Source organism: Saprospira grandis DSM 2844, assembly GCF_000275825.1.
Classification (GTDB): domain Bacteria; phylum Bacteroidota; class Bacteroidia; order Chitinophagales; family Saprospiraceae; genus Saprospira; species Saprospira grandis_A.
Window position 1 is genome coordinate 2,922,821 of the sequence record NZ_JH719942.1, and the last position, 18,748, is coordinate 2,941,568.

Genomic DNA, 18,748 nt, shown 5'->3' on the forward strand with positions numbered 1-18,748 from the left:
GATCTTCCTACATTTGGGCCTTAGGGGCTTTTCCTTTAAAACTAGGTCAAAACCAAAAGTGTAGAGTCAAAAACATTAAAAAAATAATAAAAATATGGAGAAACTAAATATCCCTTTGCTCAGTACAATTTGTAAAACGGCGGCGCCTCCTGCTTTTGAGCAGCGTCTACGTCAGTTTGTAGAATCGGAAGTAACTGATTTGGTAGATGATTGTTTTACAGATGCTTTGGGCAATTTGTATGCAGTTCGGAAGGGGGCCGCCGAGGGGCCCAAGAAAAAAATCATGGTGGCGGCTCATTTAGATGAGATTGGTTTTATTGTTACGCATATTGAGGAGGGCGGTTTTTTGCGTTTTCATACCTTGGGTGGTTTTGACCCCAAAACTTTGAGCTCGCAACGGGTAATTGTGCATGGCAAAAAGGATATTGTGGGGGTAATGGGCAGCAAACCCATCCATTTGATGTCGGCTGCAGAAAGAGGTAAAAGCCTGAGCATCAAGGATTATTTTATTGATACGGGCATGAGTAAGGAGGAGCTGGAGAAGTACGTATCGGTAGGTGATCCTATCAGTCGAGAGCGGGAGTTGATTGAAATGGGCGATTGCGTTAATTCTAAGTCTTTGGACAACCGTTTGGCCGTTTTCATTTTGCTCGAATGCTTGCGAGAGCTCAAAGACGAGCAGCTCGATTATGATGTTTATGGCGTTTTTACGGTCCAAGAAGAGGTGGGTTTGCGTGGTGCTCGGGTGGCTGCACATAACATTGATCCCGATTTTGGTTTGGGCCTAGATATTACTATTGCCTTTGATGTACCTGGGGCCCAGGCGCATGAAAAAATTACGGCTTTGGGTGCGGGGACCGCCATTAAAATTATGGATGGTTCTAGTATTTGCGATTATCGCATGGTGCAATTTATGAAAGAAACAGCCGATGCGGCAGAAATTCCCTGGCAGCCTGAAATCTTGACCGGTGGAGGTAGTGATACGGGTGGTTTGCAGCTATATGGAAAGTCTGGGGCCATTACGGGCGCCATTTCTATTCCTTGTCGACATGTGCACCAAACCGTAGAAATGGCCCATAAAGAGGATATTTACCAGAGCATTCAGCTGCTCAAGCAGTGCTTATTGAATATTTCCAAATACGATTGGTCTTTCCGTTAGGGCTGGTATTTTTCCCATTGCCTACGCTCTCGCTCCAATAAGCGCAAAAACTTGCTGGGCGCGGGCATACTAAGCTCTATTTGGCCGCCTGCGGGATGGTCAAAGGCCAAGCCAACAGCAACCAAGAAAAGACCCTTATGTAAAAGGGTCTTTCCTTTTGGGCCATATTGCTTATCGCCAACAATAGGGCAATCAATTTGGGCCAATTGCTTCCGCAGCTGGTGTTTTCGGCCTGTTTTGGGCCGCAATTCGAGCAAACTCAACTGCCCAGAACGCAGAGAAGGAACGCTCCAAAGCAAGCGATAATCGGTCTCTGCGGCTTTGCCATCTACTGGACTATCGAGCCGCCCTTTGGCTTGGGCCGGCCTTCCCATCACAACCGCCAAATAGGTTTTTTGAATGCTTCTTTGGGCAAAAGCGGCCTGCAAAAAACGCAGGGAAGAAGCTCGTTTTCCCACCAATAATAGGCCCTGCGTTGGCAAATCTAAACGATGCACGGGCAGGGGAGAGGGCAGGGCATCCTCGGTCAAAGAAGGCTGCAAACCCGCTCTAAAACGCTGCTGGAAATTGTGTTTATGATAGCCCGAAACGGCAAGTCCCGCTGGTTTGTAGACCACCGCCAAATCCTCATCTTCATAATGCACCTCTAGAGGGAGCTCTCGCTCTTTTTGGTTGACTGGCCGCTGCCAAAGGGCCAAAACATCGCCCACTTGCAAGTAATAGCCCGTGCCAACTTCCTGTCCATTGACCTTCAAAAGGCCTTTGTCTAGAGCTTTTTTTACACTTTTTCGGCTAGGCAGCAAAGGAAATAACCCTTGAGCATAATCATAGACTCTTCCTGCCCGCTCTTCCCGAACCTGATGTTCCGCAACTAAATACATAATTAAAAATTAGCCGCCAATATAGGCTTTTTTGTCTAGCTGTATGGAGCAAAGCTTTCTCTTTTTTGGGGCTGCCCACTCGCTTCGCTCGGGTCGGGCCATTTCGCAGCTCGCAGGTCTGCTCGGCCCTGCAGGCTTTTTCGCTTTGCTTCAAAAGCCTTGGGTCTGCCGCCTGCGGCGGCCCTGCTACAGCCCCTCAGCCTGCGGGCGCTTTGCGCCCTGCAAAACGCAAAAGGCCCTGCAATTCCTTGCAGGGCCTTTTCATGGACCATAACGGCTATTTTTTAGCTAAAAATATCGGTAAAATAGCGTTTGTCCTTACCGGCAATTTGCATCAACCAATCTAGGGCCTGGGCTTCTGTAGCTTGGGCTTTTTCTTGGTAAATATCCATCAGGCATTGGCGGACGGCAGGGGCCATGCCTTCGCCATCTCCACAAATATATATATTGGCTCCTTCTTGCCAAGCGGCCCAAAAGGCATCTCTATCGGCCCAAAGGCGATGCTGTACATAAGTTTGGCCTTCTTTTTCGGGCGTTTTAGAGTAAACGGGCCGTAAATCTAACCAACCTTCTTTTTCCCATTTTGCAAACTCTTTGGCATAAAGTTGATCCACTTCTTTGGCTCGGCAACCATAGAAAAATACTGCTTTTGCGGGCGTTTTTTCTAGGCTGCGTTCTTGCATAAAGGCTCTAAAGGGAGCAATCCCCGTACCTGCGGCAATAAGAATGAGTTTATCCTCGCTTTTTGGGGCGGGAAAGTTGGGTAAGTTGGGGGTAAAGCGGAGCCAAAGGAGCTGGCCTTCTTCTAGTTTGTTGAGATAGGCAGAGGCTAGTCCTTGGTACTCTCCTTGTCCAGACCAGGCTGCTCCCTTAATGCAAGAGATCACTAAGCTGGCCTTATCTGCAGATTGTTTAACGGAAGAAGAAATAGAGTAGGTTCTGGGGCGCATAGCGGGCAGCGCCGTAATAAATTGGCCAAGGTCAATTTTTGCTCCAGGAAACTGTTCGATGATACTGAGTAAACTCCGATTTTTCTGCAAAACCTCGCTTTCATAGTTATCTATAAACTGCTGAAGTCCTTGGGCCGAAAAGGGACAGCGAGTTTGGGCCAAAACTTCTTCGAGTAATTTTTTGCCTGCTGGCCGTTGTAGCTCCACATAATACTTGAGCAAATCAGTCAGGCGAATATGTTGGTCCAAAGGTAATTTTAGGGCAACAGACTGCTCTTCAGACTCCAATTTGATATAGGGATCATGTTGCATTTGAAAGTGGCGCAATACCCGCTGAATATTGGCGGGGCTGTTTTGGGGCAGAATATCAATATAGCCGCCAGTTTGATAGCTTTGTTCTTCGGGGACCTCAATTTGCAGCTCAATTTTGGAGCTCGCAAAGGGGCTATCTTGTTGGACCAATTCTTTTTTGCTCAGCAATTGAGCCCGAACAAAATCATTTTCTCCTAAAGCCTCTGCATGCCAATCGTGTAGCAATTGGACCTTATAGCTCTTTTTCTTGATCGGACTAACGGCATCTTGTCCTAAGCTTTTGGCTAGGGCCGGCCAGAGTTCATCATGCCATTGGTTAAAAGAAACAAAGAAGTTTTGCTTGGCATTTCCTTCTGCAGGGGCCAAAAATGGCTGTGCTCCTAAGCGCTGTAATTGGGCATCAATTTTTCGGGGAACAGCCTGATAGCTATGAATCCAGTCCGAGTTTCCACAACCAAAGAGGCTATATTGTACTTGGTTTAGACTGCCTTCAGGCTGTGCTACAATCCAATCGACAAATTCTTCGGCATCATGGGTGGGCTGCCCCTCATAAGAGGCCGTAATAATGACATAATGCCCTTTGTTTTGGGCCATTAGTGCCTTGGTTTCATTGAGGCTATGCACGCTAGGCTGATAGCCCAATGCTTGGGCTGTTTCGGCTAGTTGCTGGATAAACTTTTTCGAGGAGCCCATATTAGAACCATAAGCAAGGTAGAGTAGGGGTTTGTTTTGGACAAAAACCTGTTTGTTACCTTTTAGTTGTAGATTTTGGCTGGGCCGAACTTTTGGGCCATCTTCTACTGGCTTAAAGCCTGGCCGTTTCTTAAATTTAAGGAAGTAGTTATCGGGCTTTAGGGTCAGGGTTTCATCTAAAACCAGCTCATAATTGGGGTCGGCCAAGCTAATGTCAAAACGCTGCAAAATCATAGCAATGGCCAGTTTGGCCTCCTGAAAAGCAAAAGGGCGGCCAATACAAGAGCGGCGGCCATGACCAAAGGGGAGGTAAGCCGAATGGGGAATTTTGGCCTCATTTTCTGGCGAAAAGTTTTCGGGGTTAAACTGCTTGGGATCGTCTCCCCAAATGGGGGCACGATGCAAAGAGGGCAAAAAGATAAAAATGGAGTCGGTCGGTTTAATCAGGTATTCGCCCACTTGTTCCTCTTTAAAGGAACGAAGGTTAAAGCCCGAAGCAATGGGCCAAAGGCGCAGACACTCCTTGATGACCATATCCATATACTTTAGCTTACTCAAATGATGAAACTGCAGCTTTTCTTGCCCAAGCACCTCGTCTACTTCGGCCTGAACACGGGCCAAAATATGCGGCTGCTTGAGCATTTCATAGAAGGTAAATGCCATCATGCTACTGGTCGTTTCATGTCCTGCAATCAGAAAAGTGACCATTTGGTAGATGATATTTTGGTCACTCAGCTTTTCGCCAGTATCGGGGTCTACCCCTTCAAGCATCCGGCCCAAAAGATCATCTACTTGCTCTGCCTTATCGGCCTTTCTTCTTTGGTCCAAAATTTTCTGCGCCACGGTATACATATATTGAATGTCCTTATTATAGCGCTCTTTGGTTTTATACATCAAACGATTCATAATCGGTAGGCGCCGCATATGCTGATTGGCCTCATGCAAAATAAACAGCATGGCCTCCACAAAGGGGTGCATGTCGTTTTTATAAAAGCTGTTAAAGCGGTAGTCAAAGGCACAAAGGGCAATAGTGTCTAAGGTCAAACGCGTCATGTTTGCCGGGACATTAAAGGGCTCTTCAGGGCCAAGCCGCTCTAGTTTGATACAAAGCTGTTCGGCCACATCATACATTTTATCAAACATATCTCGCATGGCATGTGGACCAAAAGCAGGGGTCAAAATACGGTGCGCTTTCCCCCAGTTGGGCTCTTCTGTATGGGCCGTAAAAAGGCCATCTCCAGTAAGGTCACGCACTTTTTCTAGGGCCGAAAATACTTTTTTATCAAATCGGTCTTCATTGCAAAATTCTTGGACATACTCTAAACCACTCACAATAACTAGGCTGTCGTTGGGCACTTCTAGGCGATAAATTCCACCGTATTTTTCCGCCAAAGCCATCATACTTTGCACGGGCCGCTTGATGTCTAGACTGAGTACACTTTTTACAATGGGGTAGATGGGAGGATGGGGAATGGGCTTAGAAACTGGGCTCTTCATAAGACTAAATAATTGATTAGTAGGTGAATGAAGCATTAAGTAGGTCGCTTTAAAATAAGCTGTCTTAATATAATCTATTTAAGTATAAACTTCAGGCTGTCTTTATCTTTTGTGCTTGTATTTTTGCCTGAAATATTATTTCATTAAATGAAGATTACTGAGAATTAATATTTTGTGACATTTTTGGGGCTGCCCACTCGCTTCGCTCGGGTCGGGCTGTGTCGCAGCTCGCAGGTCTGCTCGGCCCTGCGGCGGCTTCGCCGCCTTGGTCTGCCGCTTCGCGCCACTGCTGTCCATCCCTCAGCCGTTTCGGCCTTTGGCCGATTAAGGACCAAAATACAAAGCGAGCTTTCCCGCACAAGAACAGTTGTTTTTAAATGAGTTCATTAAGAAAAACCTATCTTTGCAGCATTCATTTCAGAAATTGACTTAGTAGAGAACTATGCAGCGAATAGGAAAAAAGCTCCTGCTCACTTTAGGGTTTGGGTTGTTGTTAGCAGGCGGAAGCCTATCGGCCCAAAGTGTAGCTTTGAAAAAGGCCCAAGATTTTTATCAGAAAAAACTTTATAAAGAGGCGGTTCTGCATTTTGAAACCGCCCTAGAAGAAGGGGCCAAAGAAGAGGCTGATGTTTTGGCTCAGTTGGCAGAGTCTTATGCACTTTGCAATGAGTTGGATAAGGCCTTGGCCTATTATAAAAAACGAATCTTGATCGCAGAGGGCAAAGAGAATTACTATTTGCCCTATGCCCGCCTACTCAAGACCAAAAAGCAGTTGGATGCTGCTCGTAGTTACTTGCAAAGGGTGCCCTCTAAATGGGCCAAAGAAGTAAAGCTAGAGTTGGCGGCTCTTGATTTTATTAAAAAAGAGAGCGGTAGCCAGCCCTATTTTTCGGTCTTTAGCTTGGATGGCATTAATAGCAAAAGTGCCGATTTTGCGCCTTTGATGCATCATGGCTTATTGTTGTTCTCTTCCTCTCGATCGGTGGCCGTTAAGAAAGAAGGCGTAACTTCTTGGACCAATGACGCCTTTAATCAGTACTATTATTTGCCGCTAGATGAACAGGGGCAGCCAACAGGGCAGTTGCAGCCCTTGCATAAAATGCCCAGCAAAGATATTAATGATGCGCCTATGGCCTATAGCCCCAGAGAGGATTGGTTGGCTATTAGTTCTAATAACTATATGGATGGCCTGCGGCCCATTCCAGAATCTGGTCTGATGATGGACATCTATTTTTATCCGATGAAAAAATGGAATAGTTGGGACCATAGTCAGGAGCAGTTTTTTCAGCATAATTCTTCCTTAGATAACAAAATACCTTATTCTACTGGCCAAGCTTGCTTTAATAAGGATGGCTCGGCTCTTTATTTTGCTTCTAACCGCCCAGGCGGCTATGGTGGCTTTGATATCTATGTATCTTTTCGGACCAAAAACGGCTGGGGGCGTCCCCAAAATTTGGGGCCTGCAGTAAATACGGCAGGGCATGAGTTGCATCCTTTTTTGGATAGTAAGGAACGTTTGTTTTTTGCTTCGGATGGGCAACCCGGTTATGGTGGTTTGGACCTTTTTACCGTAGAGCGCTATGAAGATGGGGTGAAATGGGGAAACCTGACCAATTTGGGCCCCAATGTAAATACCGCCTATGATGAGCTCTCTCTTTATTATGATGCAGAAAAAGAGTTTGGTTTTTTTAGCTCTAACCGTTCTGGTGGGCAGGGCTATGAGGACCTTTACCGCTTAAAGTTAGAGCGGCCCTTGCCTGCCCGAGAGCCTCGTCGCTTTAAGCCGGGCGACAAACTCATTTTGGTTGATATTTATCAGCCTAAAGAGGTGCGTTTGGATAAGATCAAGAATGACACCTTGGACCAATTGGTGCAGGATCTTTTGCGGCAAAAAGAAGTGGTCATACAGATTTACGCGCATACTGATTCTAAGGGAAGTTATCGGGCGAATTTGCTTTTGGCAGAAAAGCGGGCCAAGGCGGCTTATGAGTACTTGCTAAGTCGGGGCGTAGACAAAAAGCGCATTCGCTACCAAGGATTTGGAGAAAAGTACTTGGCGAATAATTGCAAGGATGGCGTGCGTTGTTCGGAAGATAAGCATCGGGCCAATAGACGATTAGAATTTATTGTGATTGGCCGAATTTCGGAAGCAGGGCAATATTTACAGGAGTATATGCCAGCCATTGCCGTAGCTGAAATGGATAATCCTCAAGATCGGCCCAGAATTACAGCCAGTACGAGCAACAGTTCTAGTCGGGGGCGCTCTTCTCGAAAAAAGCCAGAGCGCAAATCGCATTATGCGATTGGGGACTACATCAAGGTGGCCAATATTTACTATGAGCATGATAAAACGGCGGTAGACAAAAACTCTCCGGGCTTAAAGGAGTTGCTCAAAGTATTGCAGGACCATCCGCATGTGAAGTTAGAAATTGGTTCTCATACAGATGCTACGGGTTCAAAAAGCTATAATCAGCGATTATCGCAGCAGCGGGCCAATGCCGTGAAAAACTATTTGGTGGCCAAGGGGATTCCGGCCAATCGTTTAGTGGCCAAGGGCTATGGTGAATCAGAAATTTTGAATCATTGTAAGGATGGGGTTCGTTGTAGCAAAGCGCAGCATGCGGTCAATCGCCGGACCGAATTTAAGGTGATTGGGCAGTCTGGCTTTAAGTATGGCGATATTATCAAGGTGGATAATATTAACTACTCGACCAACAGTGCTGTATTGGACAAAAGAGATATGCGTGGGCTCAATGAGATTGTGCGTATTCTCAAGGCCAATAAAATTTCGGTAGAGATTCGCTCGCATACGGATGCTAGAGGATCTGCCCAAAAGAATATGGATCTTTCTGAGCGCCGGGCCAAGGCGGTTTATGATTATTTGCTTGAGCAGGGCGTGAGCAAATTCCGCTTAAAGTATAAGGGCTATGGAGAGACTTTACCGCTTAATAAATGTAAGGACGGGGTGCCATGTAGCTCAAAAGAGCATGCGGTTAACCGTCGGACCGACTTTAAGATAATTGGTTTGAAATAGAGGAGTAGAGGAGTTTTGAGAAAAGAAAGAAGCGCTTAGCCTGTAGAGGCTAAGCGCTTCTTTTGTTGGCCAACAAATAGGCAGACGCTAAGCGGTCTGCCTGAGATGTTGACACTCACCTAAAAAACACTATTAAAAAGAGTAGTTCTACATACATTATAGCTAGGGTTATGCACTTTTTGTTTTCAGTGGGGGGCGGCCATGTTCTTTGAGGCTCTCATTGACCTCAGTAATCATTTGATTGAGTTGTTGTTTTTGGGCCTTAATATGTTTTTGAAGGTCGGCTTTATGCTCTTGTAGCCTTTTAATCAGTTGATGCAGTTGGAGCTTTAGCTGTTGAGTTTCTTTGATAGCGAGCTGTTGTTTTCCGAGTAGTTTTACCTCTTTTTGCAGGGGGCGAAGTTGGAAAAAGATATTGGCCCAGGCGTTTAGTTGTTCCTCTTTGGGCTTGTTTTTGGCGGCCTGGGCCTCTTTGCGCAATTCCTTGAGTGTGCTAACACATTTGCGGAAAATTTGGCTAAACTCAGCCTTGCTCAGGGGGGCACTGGCTTCTTCTGCTGTGGAGTTGGGCGAACTGGTGGTTTGGGGGCTAGGGGTTTCGCTTGTCTCTACATCAGCGGCATCATTATCTTCTGTTTGCGGCTCATTGGGTAGGGGGGCGGCAAATAGGAGTGGGAAAGCGGCTTTTTTGCTCATTTTTTTAGCGGCCTTTTGGTACTTCGTTTGGGTCAGGCCGCCTTTTTCGGGCAGAAAGTAAAAGCTTTCTTTTTCTTCGGACCAATAGACCTTACCGATCGCCATCAATTTCTTTTGGCTTTTGAATTTATCCTTTAGCCATTTGCGCCAGTCTGTAGTAAAACTGCCAAGGAGGATCAGGGGGGCGGTTTCTTCGCCAAACTGATGGTCAATAATTAGGGCGAGGGGGACGGCTGTTTCGGGAGAAATGGCCTTTTTACGAGCTTTTTTGAGCTCATTTTTTAGCATAGGGCTAAACTTATTGATGGGCAGTTTTTCTAGCTCGTTGAGCTTTAATTTTAGCTTCATGGGGTGATGTATTTATATGGTGTATAACTGTCGTTGGATACAATTATAAGTATAACCCTTTGTAAATACAAATAAAAGCTAACGTTTTTTATAAACTTTTTATTTTCTGGTCCATTTTTGCGGTTTTGCAGGGCGCGGAGCGCCCGCAGGCCTAGCGATGTGCAGCAGGGCCGCCGAAGGCGGCAGACCTAGGCGGCGCAGCCGCCGCAGGGCCGAGCAGACCTGCGAGCTGCGAAACGACAACAAGAACTTTAGTTCGCAGTTCGACGACCAAAGGGAGTAACCGCCGACGAGCGAAGGGAGGCGGAGGCCCCAAAAACAGTTAATTATGGGCATAAAAAAAGCCCACAGATTAGCTGCGGGCCTTAGTAATATTAGTAACCGAGAATTTTCATCACTTCTTCTGATCGTTGTTCGGGGGCGAAGAGGCGGTATTGGATATTTCCGTCTTCATCGACATCGAGGAGTAGGTGTTTTGGGGAGGGGATCAGGCAGTGGTGGACGCCGCCGTAGCCGCTGAGGGAATCTTGGTAGGCGCCGGTATGGAAAAAGCCGACATAGAGGGGTTCGACATCATCGGGTTCTATGCTAGGGAGGAAGAGTTCTTCATCTTCGGAAATAATCTTATAATAGTCGTCATTATCGCAGGTCAGGCCGCCGAGGATCACGCGATGATACTCTACATTCCATTTATTGAGGGGGAGCATAATAAAGCGTTGTTTTTCGGCCCACATATCGGGCAGGGTAGAGATCAGGGAATTATCGATAATGTACCAGATTTCTCGATCATTTTGGCGTTTGGTTCCTAGGACCTTAAAGATTGTGGCGCCGCTTTCGCCTACTGTAAAGCTACCAAACTCGGAGACCAGGGTAGGTTCGGGAACATTTTTCTCTTCGCAATAATTTTTGAGTTGGCCGACTAATTCGTCGATCATATATTGGTAATCGTACTCGAATTCTAGGGAGTTTTGGATAGGGAGTCCGCCGCCGATATTGAGCATTTCGAGGCCGGGGCAGAGTTGTTTCATTTGCACATAGAGCTTAATATACTTATGCAATTCGGACCAATAGTAAGTGGTATCGCTAATGCCGGTATAGATAAAAAAGTGGAGCATTTTGAGTTTCACTTTGGGGTGTTTATGCAGGCGGTAGCGGTAGAAATCGAGTAATTCGGTTCGGCGGATGCCGAATCGGGAGGTATAGAGGTCGAAAGAGGGTTCTTCTTCGGTAGCGATACGGAGGCCAATTTGGACCTCTTTAGCGTCGAAAGTTTCATAGACGCGGAGTTCGCTTTTGCAGTCGAGAATGGGGATAACATTTTTGAGGCCGGCATGGATCATTCGTTGGATGCCGGCAAAATAATCGGGTGTTTTATAGCCATTACAGAGGACATAAGTATCCTCATTGATTTTGTCTTGTTGGAGGAGGCGGAGGACGATTTCGGTATCAAAAGCGGAGGAGAGTTCGATATGGGCATCATGCTTAAGCGTTTCGTCGAGCACATGAGCAAAATGCGAGCTTTTGGTACAGTAGGTATAGAGATAAGGTTGTTGATAATTGTGTTTTTGCATGGCATTATGGAAATAGCTGCGGGCTCTTTCCACCTGTTCTCCGATGCGGGGGATATAGGTCAATTTTAGCGGGGTACCAAACTGCTGGGCCAATTCTTTGAGTGGAATATTATTGAACCAGAGGTGATTATCTTCTACTTTGAAGCTTCCTTGCGGGAAGTCGTAGGTCTGCTGAATGAGGTCTATATATTTGTTATTCAATGCCTTAATTGTTTTTTAAAATAAATTGAATAAAAAACGGGCAGCTAGCTGCGGGCTAAAATTACTGTTTTTTTTTAGCATTGAGTTTTTGCGGGGGCTAGTTTTTGGCGGTCCTTGCTGATGGAGTTGTTTTACAGTCTCTAAGAAAACAAAATAGCAAGATGGCCATAGATAAAGGCGATCTTGCTATTTCTTTAGTCCTTTTATAAGGCTTTTGGGTTGGGGATTTTGGGGCCTGGCTGGGAGTGTAGCTTAGAGTTAGGGGCGTTAAGCTATCGCAATTTGTGTTGATGTTGTATTGAATAGAAAAGGGGCATAGCCTAGAAAAGGCCAGCCCCGTGAATTTTGAGGGAGATTTTTAATGATTGATATTTCTATATGAATAGGTTGTGGTTGTTAGCTAGGAGAGGTATATCATTGTTTCTAAATCCGCTCTATATTTTTTATAAACCTGCATTTTATGTAACTTTGAGAACTCGAATTTAGCCCTAGTGATAGGACCTTATTGTTGTAATAATATGAATATGATAGAGTTAAAATATAAAGATAATAATTCCAAAATATTGGCACCATTAAATGGAGCTGATGCATGGTTGAGTGCTACGCCAGAAGAAGTTGTACGTCAAAAATTTATAGTCTACTTAGTTAATGAACTAGGGTACAGCTTAGAACAGATGGCACAAGAGTTAAAAGTAACTAACTCACAACGAGGAACTGGAAGAGCAAGTGCAGATATTGTGATTTGGAAAACTATTGAGGATAAAAATGAAGATAAACACGCAGCAATAGTAATAGAGTGTAAATCTGATAATGTTACTATACAACCTGCGGATTATTATCAAGGACTAAACTATGCTACTTGGGTTAGTGCAGATTTTTTTGTTACCCATAACACTAAGGAAACAAGATGTTTTCAAGTATTTAAGGAGAAAATACCAAAGAATTTAGGTAAGGAATTGTCTCGTATTCCAACAGCTTCTGAATTATTAGATGATAAAAAGAAAGAGAAATTATTTCAAGATGAAAAAGTTTTTGAAAAAGACGAGTTTGCAAAACTATTACATCAATGCCATAACATTATTAGAAATAATGACAAACTTTCTCCTGAAGCTGCATTTGATGAGATTAGTAAAATTTTATTTACTAAAATTGTATTTGAACGAGACAATAGAAATTCAATTGACAAACAAAGTATTTTCTCTAAAAAAGAATTTCAACGCCAAGAGGAAGAGTATGATAAAAATGTTAGACCTTATCTAAAGGGAGATGATAAAAAAACAGATTATGTCCAAATAATTTTTCGTAAAACAAAAGAAAAATATGCTAAAGATGCCTTGTTTAGCGACAATGATAATATTCGTATTCGTAAAGAAAGTTTCTTATCTATTGTAGAAAAACTAGAAGTTTATAATTTATCTAAAACCTCTGATGATGTAAAGGGTATTGCGTTTGAAAAATTCTTAGGCACTACGTTTAGAGGTGAATTAGGGCAGTTTTTTACTCCTCGTACCATTGTAGAGTTTATGACCAACGTTTTAGACCCACAGGAAGGAGAACGCATTTGCGACCCTTGCAGCGGTTCTGGTGGTTTCTTAATAAACGCTTTTGAATACATAAGAGAGCATATAAAGGAAGATATTGAACGTCAAAAGGAAAAAATAAAAGAACAATATTTTGATGATTCGTATTTGAAGGCCAGCGAAAAAGAAAAAGAAAAAACAGATGCTTTAGTAGCTAAATTATTTAAGCAACTCAATGAGGAATTAAACCTCGATAACGATAAAAGTCGTTTATACCACTTATCGCATAAATGTATATTCGGTACAGATGCCAACCCAAGAATGGCAAGGGTTTCTAAAATGAATATGATTATGCACGGTGACGGTCATGGCGGTGTACATCATAATGACGGTTTATTAGATGTTAATGGAATCTTTGAAGAGCGTTTTGATGTAATTCTTACCAACCCACCATTTGGAGCAAGGGTAGATAAAGAGCTTAAAATTACAGCAGAAGATAGCTTAAAAAGTAAACCTCATTATCAAGATTGGTTGAATATGTATGATGATTATGAGAAAATAATCAACCAACGAGAAAAGGATATTAAAGAAAAAAGAAAAATTGTAGATAAATATGATGTAGGTAAAATCAGTACCCTAACTGAAATTATGTTTATGGAGCGTTGCATCCGTTTATTACGTAAAGGAGGTAGAATGGCGATTGTACTACCAGAAGGTGTATTAAATACCTCTAATCTTAACAAAGCAAGAGAATATTTTGAAAGTAGGGCAAAGTTAATTCTAATTACCTCTATACCGCAAGACGTATTTATTGCATCTGGTGCTACAGTAAAACCAAGTTTGGTTTTCTTAAAACGATTTACAGAAGAAGAAGAAAACAATTGGGCTAGCATTACCAAAGAAGCTACCGAAGAAGTTAATGCCAAGTACAAAAAGCAGATAATAGAAATAAAAGACAAGCTAAAATTAAGAGGTAGTGATGCTCCGAGTAGAGAAGATAAAAAAGTTCTTAGAACAGAGTTAAAGACTATTGAGTCTCAAGTGGAAATTGAAATTAGGGCAATTATTAAAGAACGTTTTAATTACAGTGTACCATTAGCGGAAGTTGAAAAAGCAGGAATCGATAGTAAAGGAGCAAGAATTGATAATGAATTACCAAATTTAAAAGACGAATTCACCCAATACCGTAAAGAAAATGAAATTTGGGAAACAGAATTAGCAATCAATGCTGATTATAAAGTAAAAAATAATGCAATTGTTCGTGTTGAGAAAAAAAGTACAGGAAACCTTAAAGAAGTAGTGTTTTATGCAGAATAATATTGCAATTCCATATAGCTTTTTACAGTTTGTTGAATTTACAAAATTCAATACTTGGGATGTTCATAAGAACACGTATGTAAGTGAATATCAATTTGAAAACCCAGTACTTTTATCTGAGATGCTTTCTTTATTTAGAGAGTCAGTATCGCACCAAAAAGTTAAAGAAAATGATTTAAGAATCATTTCTAAGATTGACTTTAGTGGTAATCTTTATTTGCGTGAAAAAAATGATATTGATAGTTACAAAGGGAATTTGTTTTTAGTACCGCAAAACTCTATCATTTATTCAAAAATTAATGTTAGACACGGTTGTATATTCCTAAACAATAGTACCCCTTTTGTAGTAAGCAACGAATATCCTTGTTTCATTTTTGATACGGAAAATGTTGATGGAGACTATCTAATTCTATTGTTAAGAAGTATTCCTTTTAAAAAACAAATTGATAGCTTAAAAGTAGGTATTGGTAAAGCAAGAGTTAAAATAGAAGAGTTTTTAAGCTTACAAATCCCTTTACCTTCCTTAGAAATACAAAAATCATTAGTAGAAGCCTATCAAAACAGAATCAATCAAGCCGATAAATTGGAACAAGAAGCGACTAATTTAGATGAGCAAATAGATACTTTTATTTTAGAAGAACTTGGGGTTAATTTAAGAGAGGTAAAAAAACGTAAATCAGGCAAACTTTACTTTGCAGAATTTAATGAGTTGTTCAATTGGGTGCATAGTGCAGATGAAGCTACTTTTTTTGAGGATTTACAAGATGCTAAATACCCTGTTACTGAATTAGGCTTAGAGTTTGATTTTATCAGTCGTCCTTGGAAAAAGAAAGAAGAATCTAAAGAATATATTGAGTTAGGTGGTATAGACCCCAATTTTGGTGTAATGAAAACAAAAACGGTTTATACTAAAAAAGCACCAAGCAGAGCAACTCAAACAGTAAAAACAGGAGATTTAATAATTGGTACTACAAGACCCTATCTAAAAAAGTTTGCCATTATTCAAGATAAAAATAACGGTGATGTCGCATCTTCTGGCTTCTCTATAATACAAGAAAATAAGGAAAAGTATAATTTATATTTCCTAAATGAAGTTTTAAAATCTCCAATAGGTATTAAACAGTTTGAAATAAAAATGACAGGTGCATTGTATCCAGCAATTACTCAAGCTGATTTATTAGCGTTAAAAATTCCTTTGCCATCAATTGATGTTCAAAATATTATTGCTGATAATATTCAGCAAATGAAAAATGACCAAAAAAATAAATTTCAACAGGCGCAACAATTGAAAAAACAAGCTTTATCAGATTTTGAAAATGCTATTTTTAAAAAACCTACCAGATGAAACTCAAAAGGCTAGAGATTAACGGTTATAAAAACCTGCAAAATAAAACAATTTTCAATTTTGAGAATTGTACCAATTATGTAGCTCTAATTGGTTTAAACGGATCAGGAAAAAGTAATGTATTGGAAGCCATTAGCAAAATTATATACAGCTACTTTTACAAGCAACCCATATCTGACTTTACATTTCTTTTTGAATACGAAAAAGAGGGGAAACTCATCCGTTTAGAAAACAACAAGGTTTATGTAAACAATAGAGAGCGTAAAAGGAGTTTTAAAGGTTTTTTACCAGTTCAAGTAGTTGCATCTTATAGTGGAGAGGAAACTCGCTTATGGGAAGATATATTCGAAGAACCCTACTTAAAGTATTTCAATAAAATAAAGTTGAACTACATTAACCAAAAGCTACGCTTTTTATACATCAATAAATTTTCTTGGAGTAATGCTCTACTTGCCTTACTATGCCATAATGAGGGTAAAGAATTTATAAAGGAGTTATTGGGTATTAATGATTTACAAGGAGAGATTAAAATACAATTTCAGTTTTCAGAAAAATATGAGGACAGAAAAAGTAAATTTTCTATTGCTGATACAAGTATATTAACTATTCCGCAATTAACAGATCGTATTAAGAGAGAGCAAGAAGACGAGGAAGATAAATATTTGCAAATATCTCAAATAGCATCTATAGACCTTGGTAATATTCAAAACGAGTATCAAAATAGGGAGTGGTGCAAACGCTTTTTTGAATATCTTTTTTTAGCAACTAGTCCAAAAAATAAAAAGCTAATAACAGGGGTGAAAATTGAGTTTGGCAATAAAGACATTCGCAAACTAAGTGAGGGAGAAAAGAAGATATTACTCATAAAATGTATCTCTACAATATTAGCTTCCGAAAACAGCATTGTGCTTTTAGATGAGCCAGATTCTCACGTTCATTTAGACCGAAAAAAGCAAATCGTTGATACATTTACTAATACAGAACATATATCATTTTTCACAACACATTCCCCAACACTCACAAAATATTGTGCTAAAGAAAACATCTTTAAAATTGAGGATGGAGAAGTAACAGTTGCTAATACTATTTATGAAGGAGTAGAATATCTTATTGATGAAGATGATGTATTAAAAACTATGTTTTCTTCTAACGATATTATCATTTGTGAAGGCAAAACAGATGATATTTATATTTCGAAAGCCTTACAACATTTCAGAGACGAATATCCAACATTACAGTTTGATTTTCTTAGAGTTGGCGGAACGGATTCAGACAATATAAAGCACCTATTAGAAAAATTTAGAGTTGATAACGACAAAAAAATAATAATAGTAGTAGATAGAGATGATGCTGGATACAAGGTTTTCAAGTCTTTGTTTCCATATTCAAATAAAGAAAGACAAGCTGTAGAAATTGAAGTTTTTAACGAAACAGGAAATATTGTTTTTCTAATGATACCGCCAACTAATAGCGAAAATGTATCAGGTGAATTTTTAATAGAAAACTATTTTAACAACGACAAGATTAAAGAGTTAGCAAAAGAGGAAATAGAGTCTAAGTTTTTAGACAACACCTCGTTCGCAAAATTTCCTAACATAAAATATAATTTAAAAAAGGAAATTTTAAGAAAGCATTGTAATCAGTCTACTCCAGACGATATGATTGCCTTTAAAACATTACTAAACAAACTTGCAGAAATAATGACAGAGTAAATGGATAACCTAACTACAAGAAAATAATTTATGAAAGCAGCCGCTAAAAATCTATGCCCTTCCCCCAAAACTAGGACAGTAGTTTAAGGTGGAAAACCGCAAGAAAAAAGTCGTATAATAAAGCACTAAATTACAAAAGAGATGAGAAAGAAGCGCCGTAATTTCAGTTCTAAATTTAAGGCAAAAGTGGCCTTAGAAGCACTAAAAGAGCAATTGACCTTGGCAGAATTAGCGACAAAATATGAGCTACATGCGAATCAAATATCGGCCTGGAAGAAAGAGCTTTTGGCCAATAGTTTTTTGCTTTATGAAAAAAAGCGAGGGCCCAAAGTGGATGCTGATGAAGAAAAAGAAGCCCGTTTATATGAGCAAATAGGCAAGTTGCAGTTTGAGCTAGACTGGCTTAAAAAAAAATATAGAGGAATGTGATGAAGCTTTAAGACTGAGCCAAATAGCAGTATTAGAAGTGGAACCCACCCCCAAAAACCAACCCTCAGCTACAAAAAACCACCAACATGCCAAAAAGCAATTTCACCAAAAAGCAAAAACTAGCCATCCTCGCCGAGCAGGACAGCGGCCTTAGCATAGCAGATTTATGTAAAAAGCACCAAATAAGCCCAGCCACTTTCTATAAGTGGAAAAGATCCAAAGAGCAAGAAGTTGACGATAAAGAGCGTTTAATCAAGGAGTTAGAGGCCCAAAATGCTCGTTTAAAAAAGATGTATGCAGACTTAAGCATGAATTATGAAATTTTAGAAGAGGGCTATGCGATGGCAAAAAAGTATTTAACCCCAAAAGACAAGAAAGAGTCATAGACGAGCTGTCCAAGAAGTACAGTGTGCGTCGAATCTGTGTCGTTTTGGGGTTTCGTCGTCAAACATATTATAAACGAAAGTCAGGTCATCGGCCCGAAGAAGTTGATGATCAAATCGCTAAATTATTGCATGAAGTCACGAAAAAATATTTAGCTTGGGGCTTTTGGAAGGTTTTTCATTACGAGCTTGTTTAAATTTTTTAGTCAGCAGCTAGACTAAGGCAAAAAAAAATGCTGCAAAGCGCTTATTATTGTTGATTACGACAAAAACAAAAAAAGGCTTTGCAACATGGTTGTGAATTTATCAAAAGAATTTATTACGGAAAAAATATTAGCATTTTTTCCCGAAAAAAAATTGGCTCGAAAAACCAAAGCGCCTCTATGGCAAATTGTTAAAGCGATAATTTATAGGCTTAAAATAGGTTGTCAGTGGAGAGAATTACCGATACAATCTTTTTTTGACGAAGTCCTAATTTGCTGGCAAACAGTATATTACTACTTCAATAGCTGGTCCGAGTCTGGTATTTGGCAAAAAGTGTGGATCCAATTTCTAGCCCATGAAAAATCTTGTTTAGATTTATCTAGTATACAGCTTGACGGAAGTCATACCCCAGCGAAAAGAGGGGGCGAAGCTGTGGGTTATCAGGGCCGAAAAAAGTCCAAAACCACAAATGCTCTCTTTCTCACAGATAAAAATG

At 40.9% G+C, this 18,748-nt stretch carries 12 protein-coding genes; 8 read left to right on the plus strand and 4 right to left on the minus strand.

What is annotated here, in order from left to right:
* Window positions 1-94: 94 nt before the first annotated feature.
* Window positions 95-1,159 (plus strand): M42 family metallopeptidase, encoded by a 1,065-nt coding sequence (locus tag SAPGRDRAFT_RS13380; protein ID WP_002659763.1) that lies wholly within the window; start codon window positions 95-97, stop codon window positions 1,157-1,159.
* Here the strand turns inward: SAPGRDRAFT_RS13380 and SAPGRDRAFT_RS13385 are convergent.
* Together SAPGRDRAFT_RS13385 and SAPGRDRAFT_RS13390 are read right to left on the minus strand one after the other, a co-directional pair.
* Window positions 1,156-2,040 carry an RluA family pseudouridine synthase gene (locus tag SAPGRDRAFT_RS13385; RefSeq protein WP_002659765.1) on the minus strand — a complete coding sequence of 295 codons (885 nt, stop codon included), beginning with the start codon at window positions 2,038-2,040 and terminating at the stop codon, window positions 1,156-1,158. The genes SAPGRDRAFT_RS13380 and SAPGRDRAFT_RS13385 overlap by 4 nt on opposite strands.
* Before the next feature lie 284 nt (window positions 2,041-2,324).
* Entirely contained in the window at window positions 2,325-5,492 is a 3,168-nt protein-coding gene (locus SAPGRDRAFT_RS13390; RefSeq protein WP_037350252.1) for a bifunctional cytochrome P450/NADPH--P450 reductase, read from the minus strand.
* A 442-nt stretch (window positions 5,493-5,934) separates the two neighbouring features.
* Between SAPGRDRAFT_RS13390 and SAPGRDRAFT_RS13395 the strand changes: the two genes are divergently transcribed.
* Entirely contained in the window at window positions 5,935-8,526 is a 2,592-nt protein-coding gene (locus tag SAPGRDRAFT_RS13395; RefSeq protein ID WP_002659768.1) for an OmpA family protein, read from the plus strand.
* 168 nt (window positions 8,527-8,694) lie between these two features.
* Here SAPGRDRAFT_RS13395 and SAPGRDRAFT_RS13400 read toward each other — a convergent pair whose 3' ends face one another.
* Both SAPGRDRAFT_RS13400 and SAPGRDRAFT_RS13405 read right to left on the minus strand, forming a co-directional pair.
* Entirely contained in the window at window positions 8,695-9,570 is an 876-nt protein-coding gene (locus SAPGRDRAFT_RS13400) for a hypothetical protein (protein ID WP_002659769.1), read from the minus strand.
* A 374-nt stretch (window positions 9,571-9,944) separates the two neighbouring features.
* Window positions 9,945-11,342, minus strand: coding sequence for a decarboxylase (locus SAPGRDRAFT_RS13405; RefSeq protein WP_002659770.1), 1,398 nt, complete (start codon window positions 11,340-11,342; stop codon window positions 9,945-9,947).
* Between the two features lie 524 nt (window positions 11,343-11,866).
* On the opposite strand from SAPGRDRAFT_RS13405, the gene SAPGRDRAFT_RS13410 reads away from it, so the two are divergent.
* From SAPGRDRAFT_RS13410 to SAPGRDRAFT_RS20885, 6 genes are all read left to right on the plus strand, one after another.
* A complete protein-coding gene (locus tag SAPGRDRAFT_RS13410) occupies window positions 11,867-14,179 on the plus strand; it encodes an N-6 DNA methylase (RefSeq protein WP_002659772.1) in 2,313 nt (770 codons plus the stop codon).
* The gene (locus tag SAPGRDRAFT_RS19900) at window positions 14,169-15,524 is read left to right on the plus strand and encodes a restriction endonuclease subunit S (RefSeq protein ID WP_002659774.1); all 1,356 of its coding nucleotides are present in this window, start codon (window positions 14,169-14,171) and stop codon (window positions 15,522-15,524) included. Before SAPGRDRAFT_RS13410 ends, SAPGRDRAFT_RS19900 begins: the two co-directional genes overlap by 11 nt.
* Complete coding sequence (locus tag SAPGRDRAFT_RS13420) at window positions 15,521-17,236, plus strand: ATP-dependent nuclease (RefSeq protein ID WP_002659775.1); 1,716 nt, start codon at window positions 15,521-15,523, stop codon at window positions 17,234-17,236. The genes SAPGRDRAFT_RS19900 and SAPGRDRAFT_RS13420 overlap by 4 nt, the downstream gene beginning before the upstream one ends.
* A gap of 141 nt (window positions 17,237-17,377) precedes the next feature.
* Window positions 17,378-17,665: a transposase gene (locus tag SAPGRDRAFT_RS13425; protein WP_014373321.1), complete on the plus strand. Its 288-nt coding sequence runs from the start codon at window positions 17,378-17,380 to the stop codon at window positions 17,663-17,665.
* 86 nt (window positions 17,666-17,751) lie between these two features.
* The gene (gene tnpA / locus SAPGRDRAFT_RS13430) at window positions 17,752-18,051 is read left to right on the plus strand and encodes an IS66 family insertion sequence element accessory protein TnpA (RefSeq protein WP_037350257.1); all 300 of its coding nucleotides are present in this window, start codon (window positions 17,752-17,754) and stop codon (window positions 18,049-18,051) included.
* A 288-nt stretch (window positions 18,052-18,339) separates the two neighbouring features.
* The coding region (locus SAPGRDRAFT_RS20885; protein ID WP_002659777.1) for an IS5/IS1182 family transposase at window positions 18,340-18,748 on the plus strand (409 nt) is incomplete at its 3' end.

What these genes read in the sequence shown, in the direction of transcription:
- tnpA (WP_037350257.1), top strand. Translation starts at nt 17,752, where the DNA reads ATGCCAAAAAGCAATTTCACCAAAAAGCAAAAACTAGCCATCCTCGCC.
- SAPGRDRAFT_RS13395 (WP_002659768.1), top strand. Translation starts at nt 5,935, where the DNA reads ATGCAGCGAATAGGAAAAAAGCTCCTGCTCACTTTAGGGTTTGGGTTG.
- SAPGRDRAFT_RS19900 (WP_002659774.1), top strand. Translation starts at nt 14,169, where the DNA reads ATGCAGAATAATATTGCAATTCCATATAGCTTTTTACAGTTTGTTGAA.
- SAPGRDRAFT_RS13380 (WP_002659763.1), top strand. Translation starts at nt 95, where the DNA reads ATGGAGAAACTAAATATCCCTTTGCTCAGTACAATTTGTAAAACGGCG.
- SAPGRDRAFT_RS13390 (WP_037350252.1), bottom strand. Translation starts at nt 5,492, where the DNA reads ATGAAGAGCCCAGTTTCTAAGCCCATTCCCCATCCTCCCATCTACCCC.
- SAPGRDRAFT_RS13400 (WP_002659769.1), bottom strand. Translation starts at nt 9,570, where the DNA reads ATGAAGCTAAAATTAAAGCTCAACGAGCTAGAAAAACTGCCCATCAAT.
- SAPGRDRAFT_RS13420 (WP_002659775.1), top strand. Translation starts at nt 15,521, where the DNA reads ATGAAACTCAAAAGGCTAGAGATTAACGGTTATAAAAACCTGCAAAAT.
- SAPGRDRAFT_RS13385 (WP_002659765.1), bottom strand. Translation starts at nt 2,040, where the DNA reads ATGTATTTAGTTGCGGAACATCAGGTTCGGGAAGAGCGGGCAGGAAGA.
- SAPGRDRAFT_RS13410 (WP_002659772.1), top strand. Translation starts at nt 11,867, where the DNA reads ATGATAGAGTTAAAATATAAAGATAATAATTCCAAAATATTGGCACCA.
- SAPGRDRAFT_RS13425 (WP_014373321.1), top strand. Translation starts at nt 17,378, where the DNA reads ATGAGAAAGAAGCGCCGTAATTTCAGTTCTAAATTTAAGGCAAAAGTG.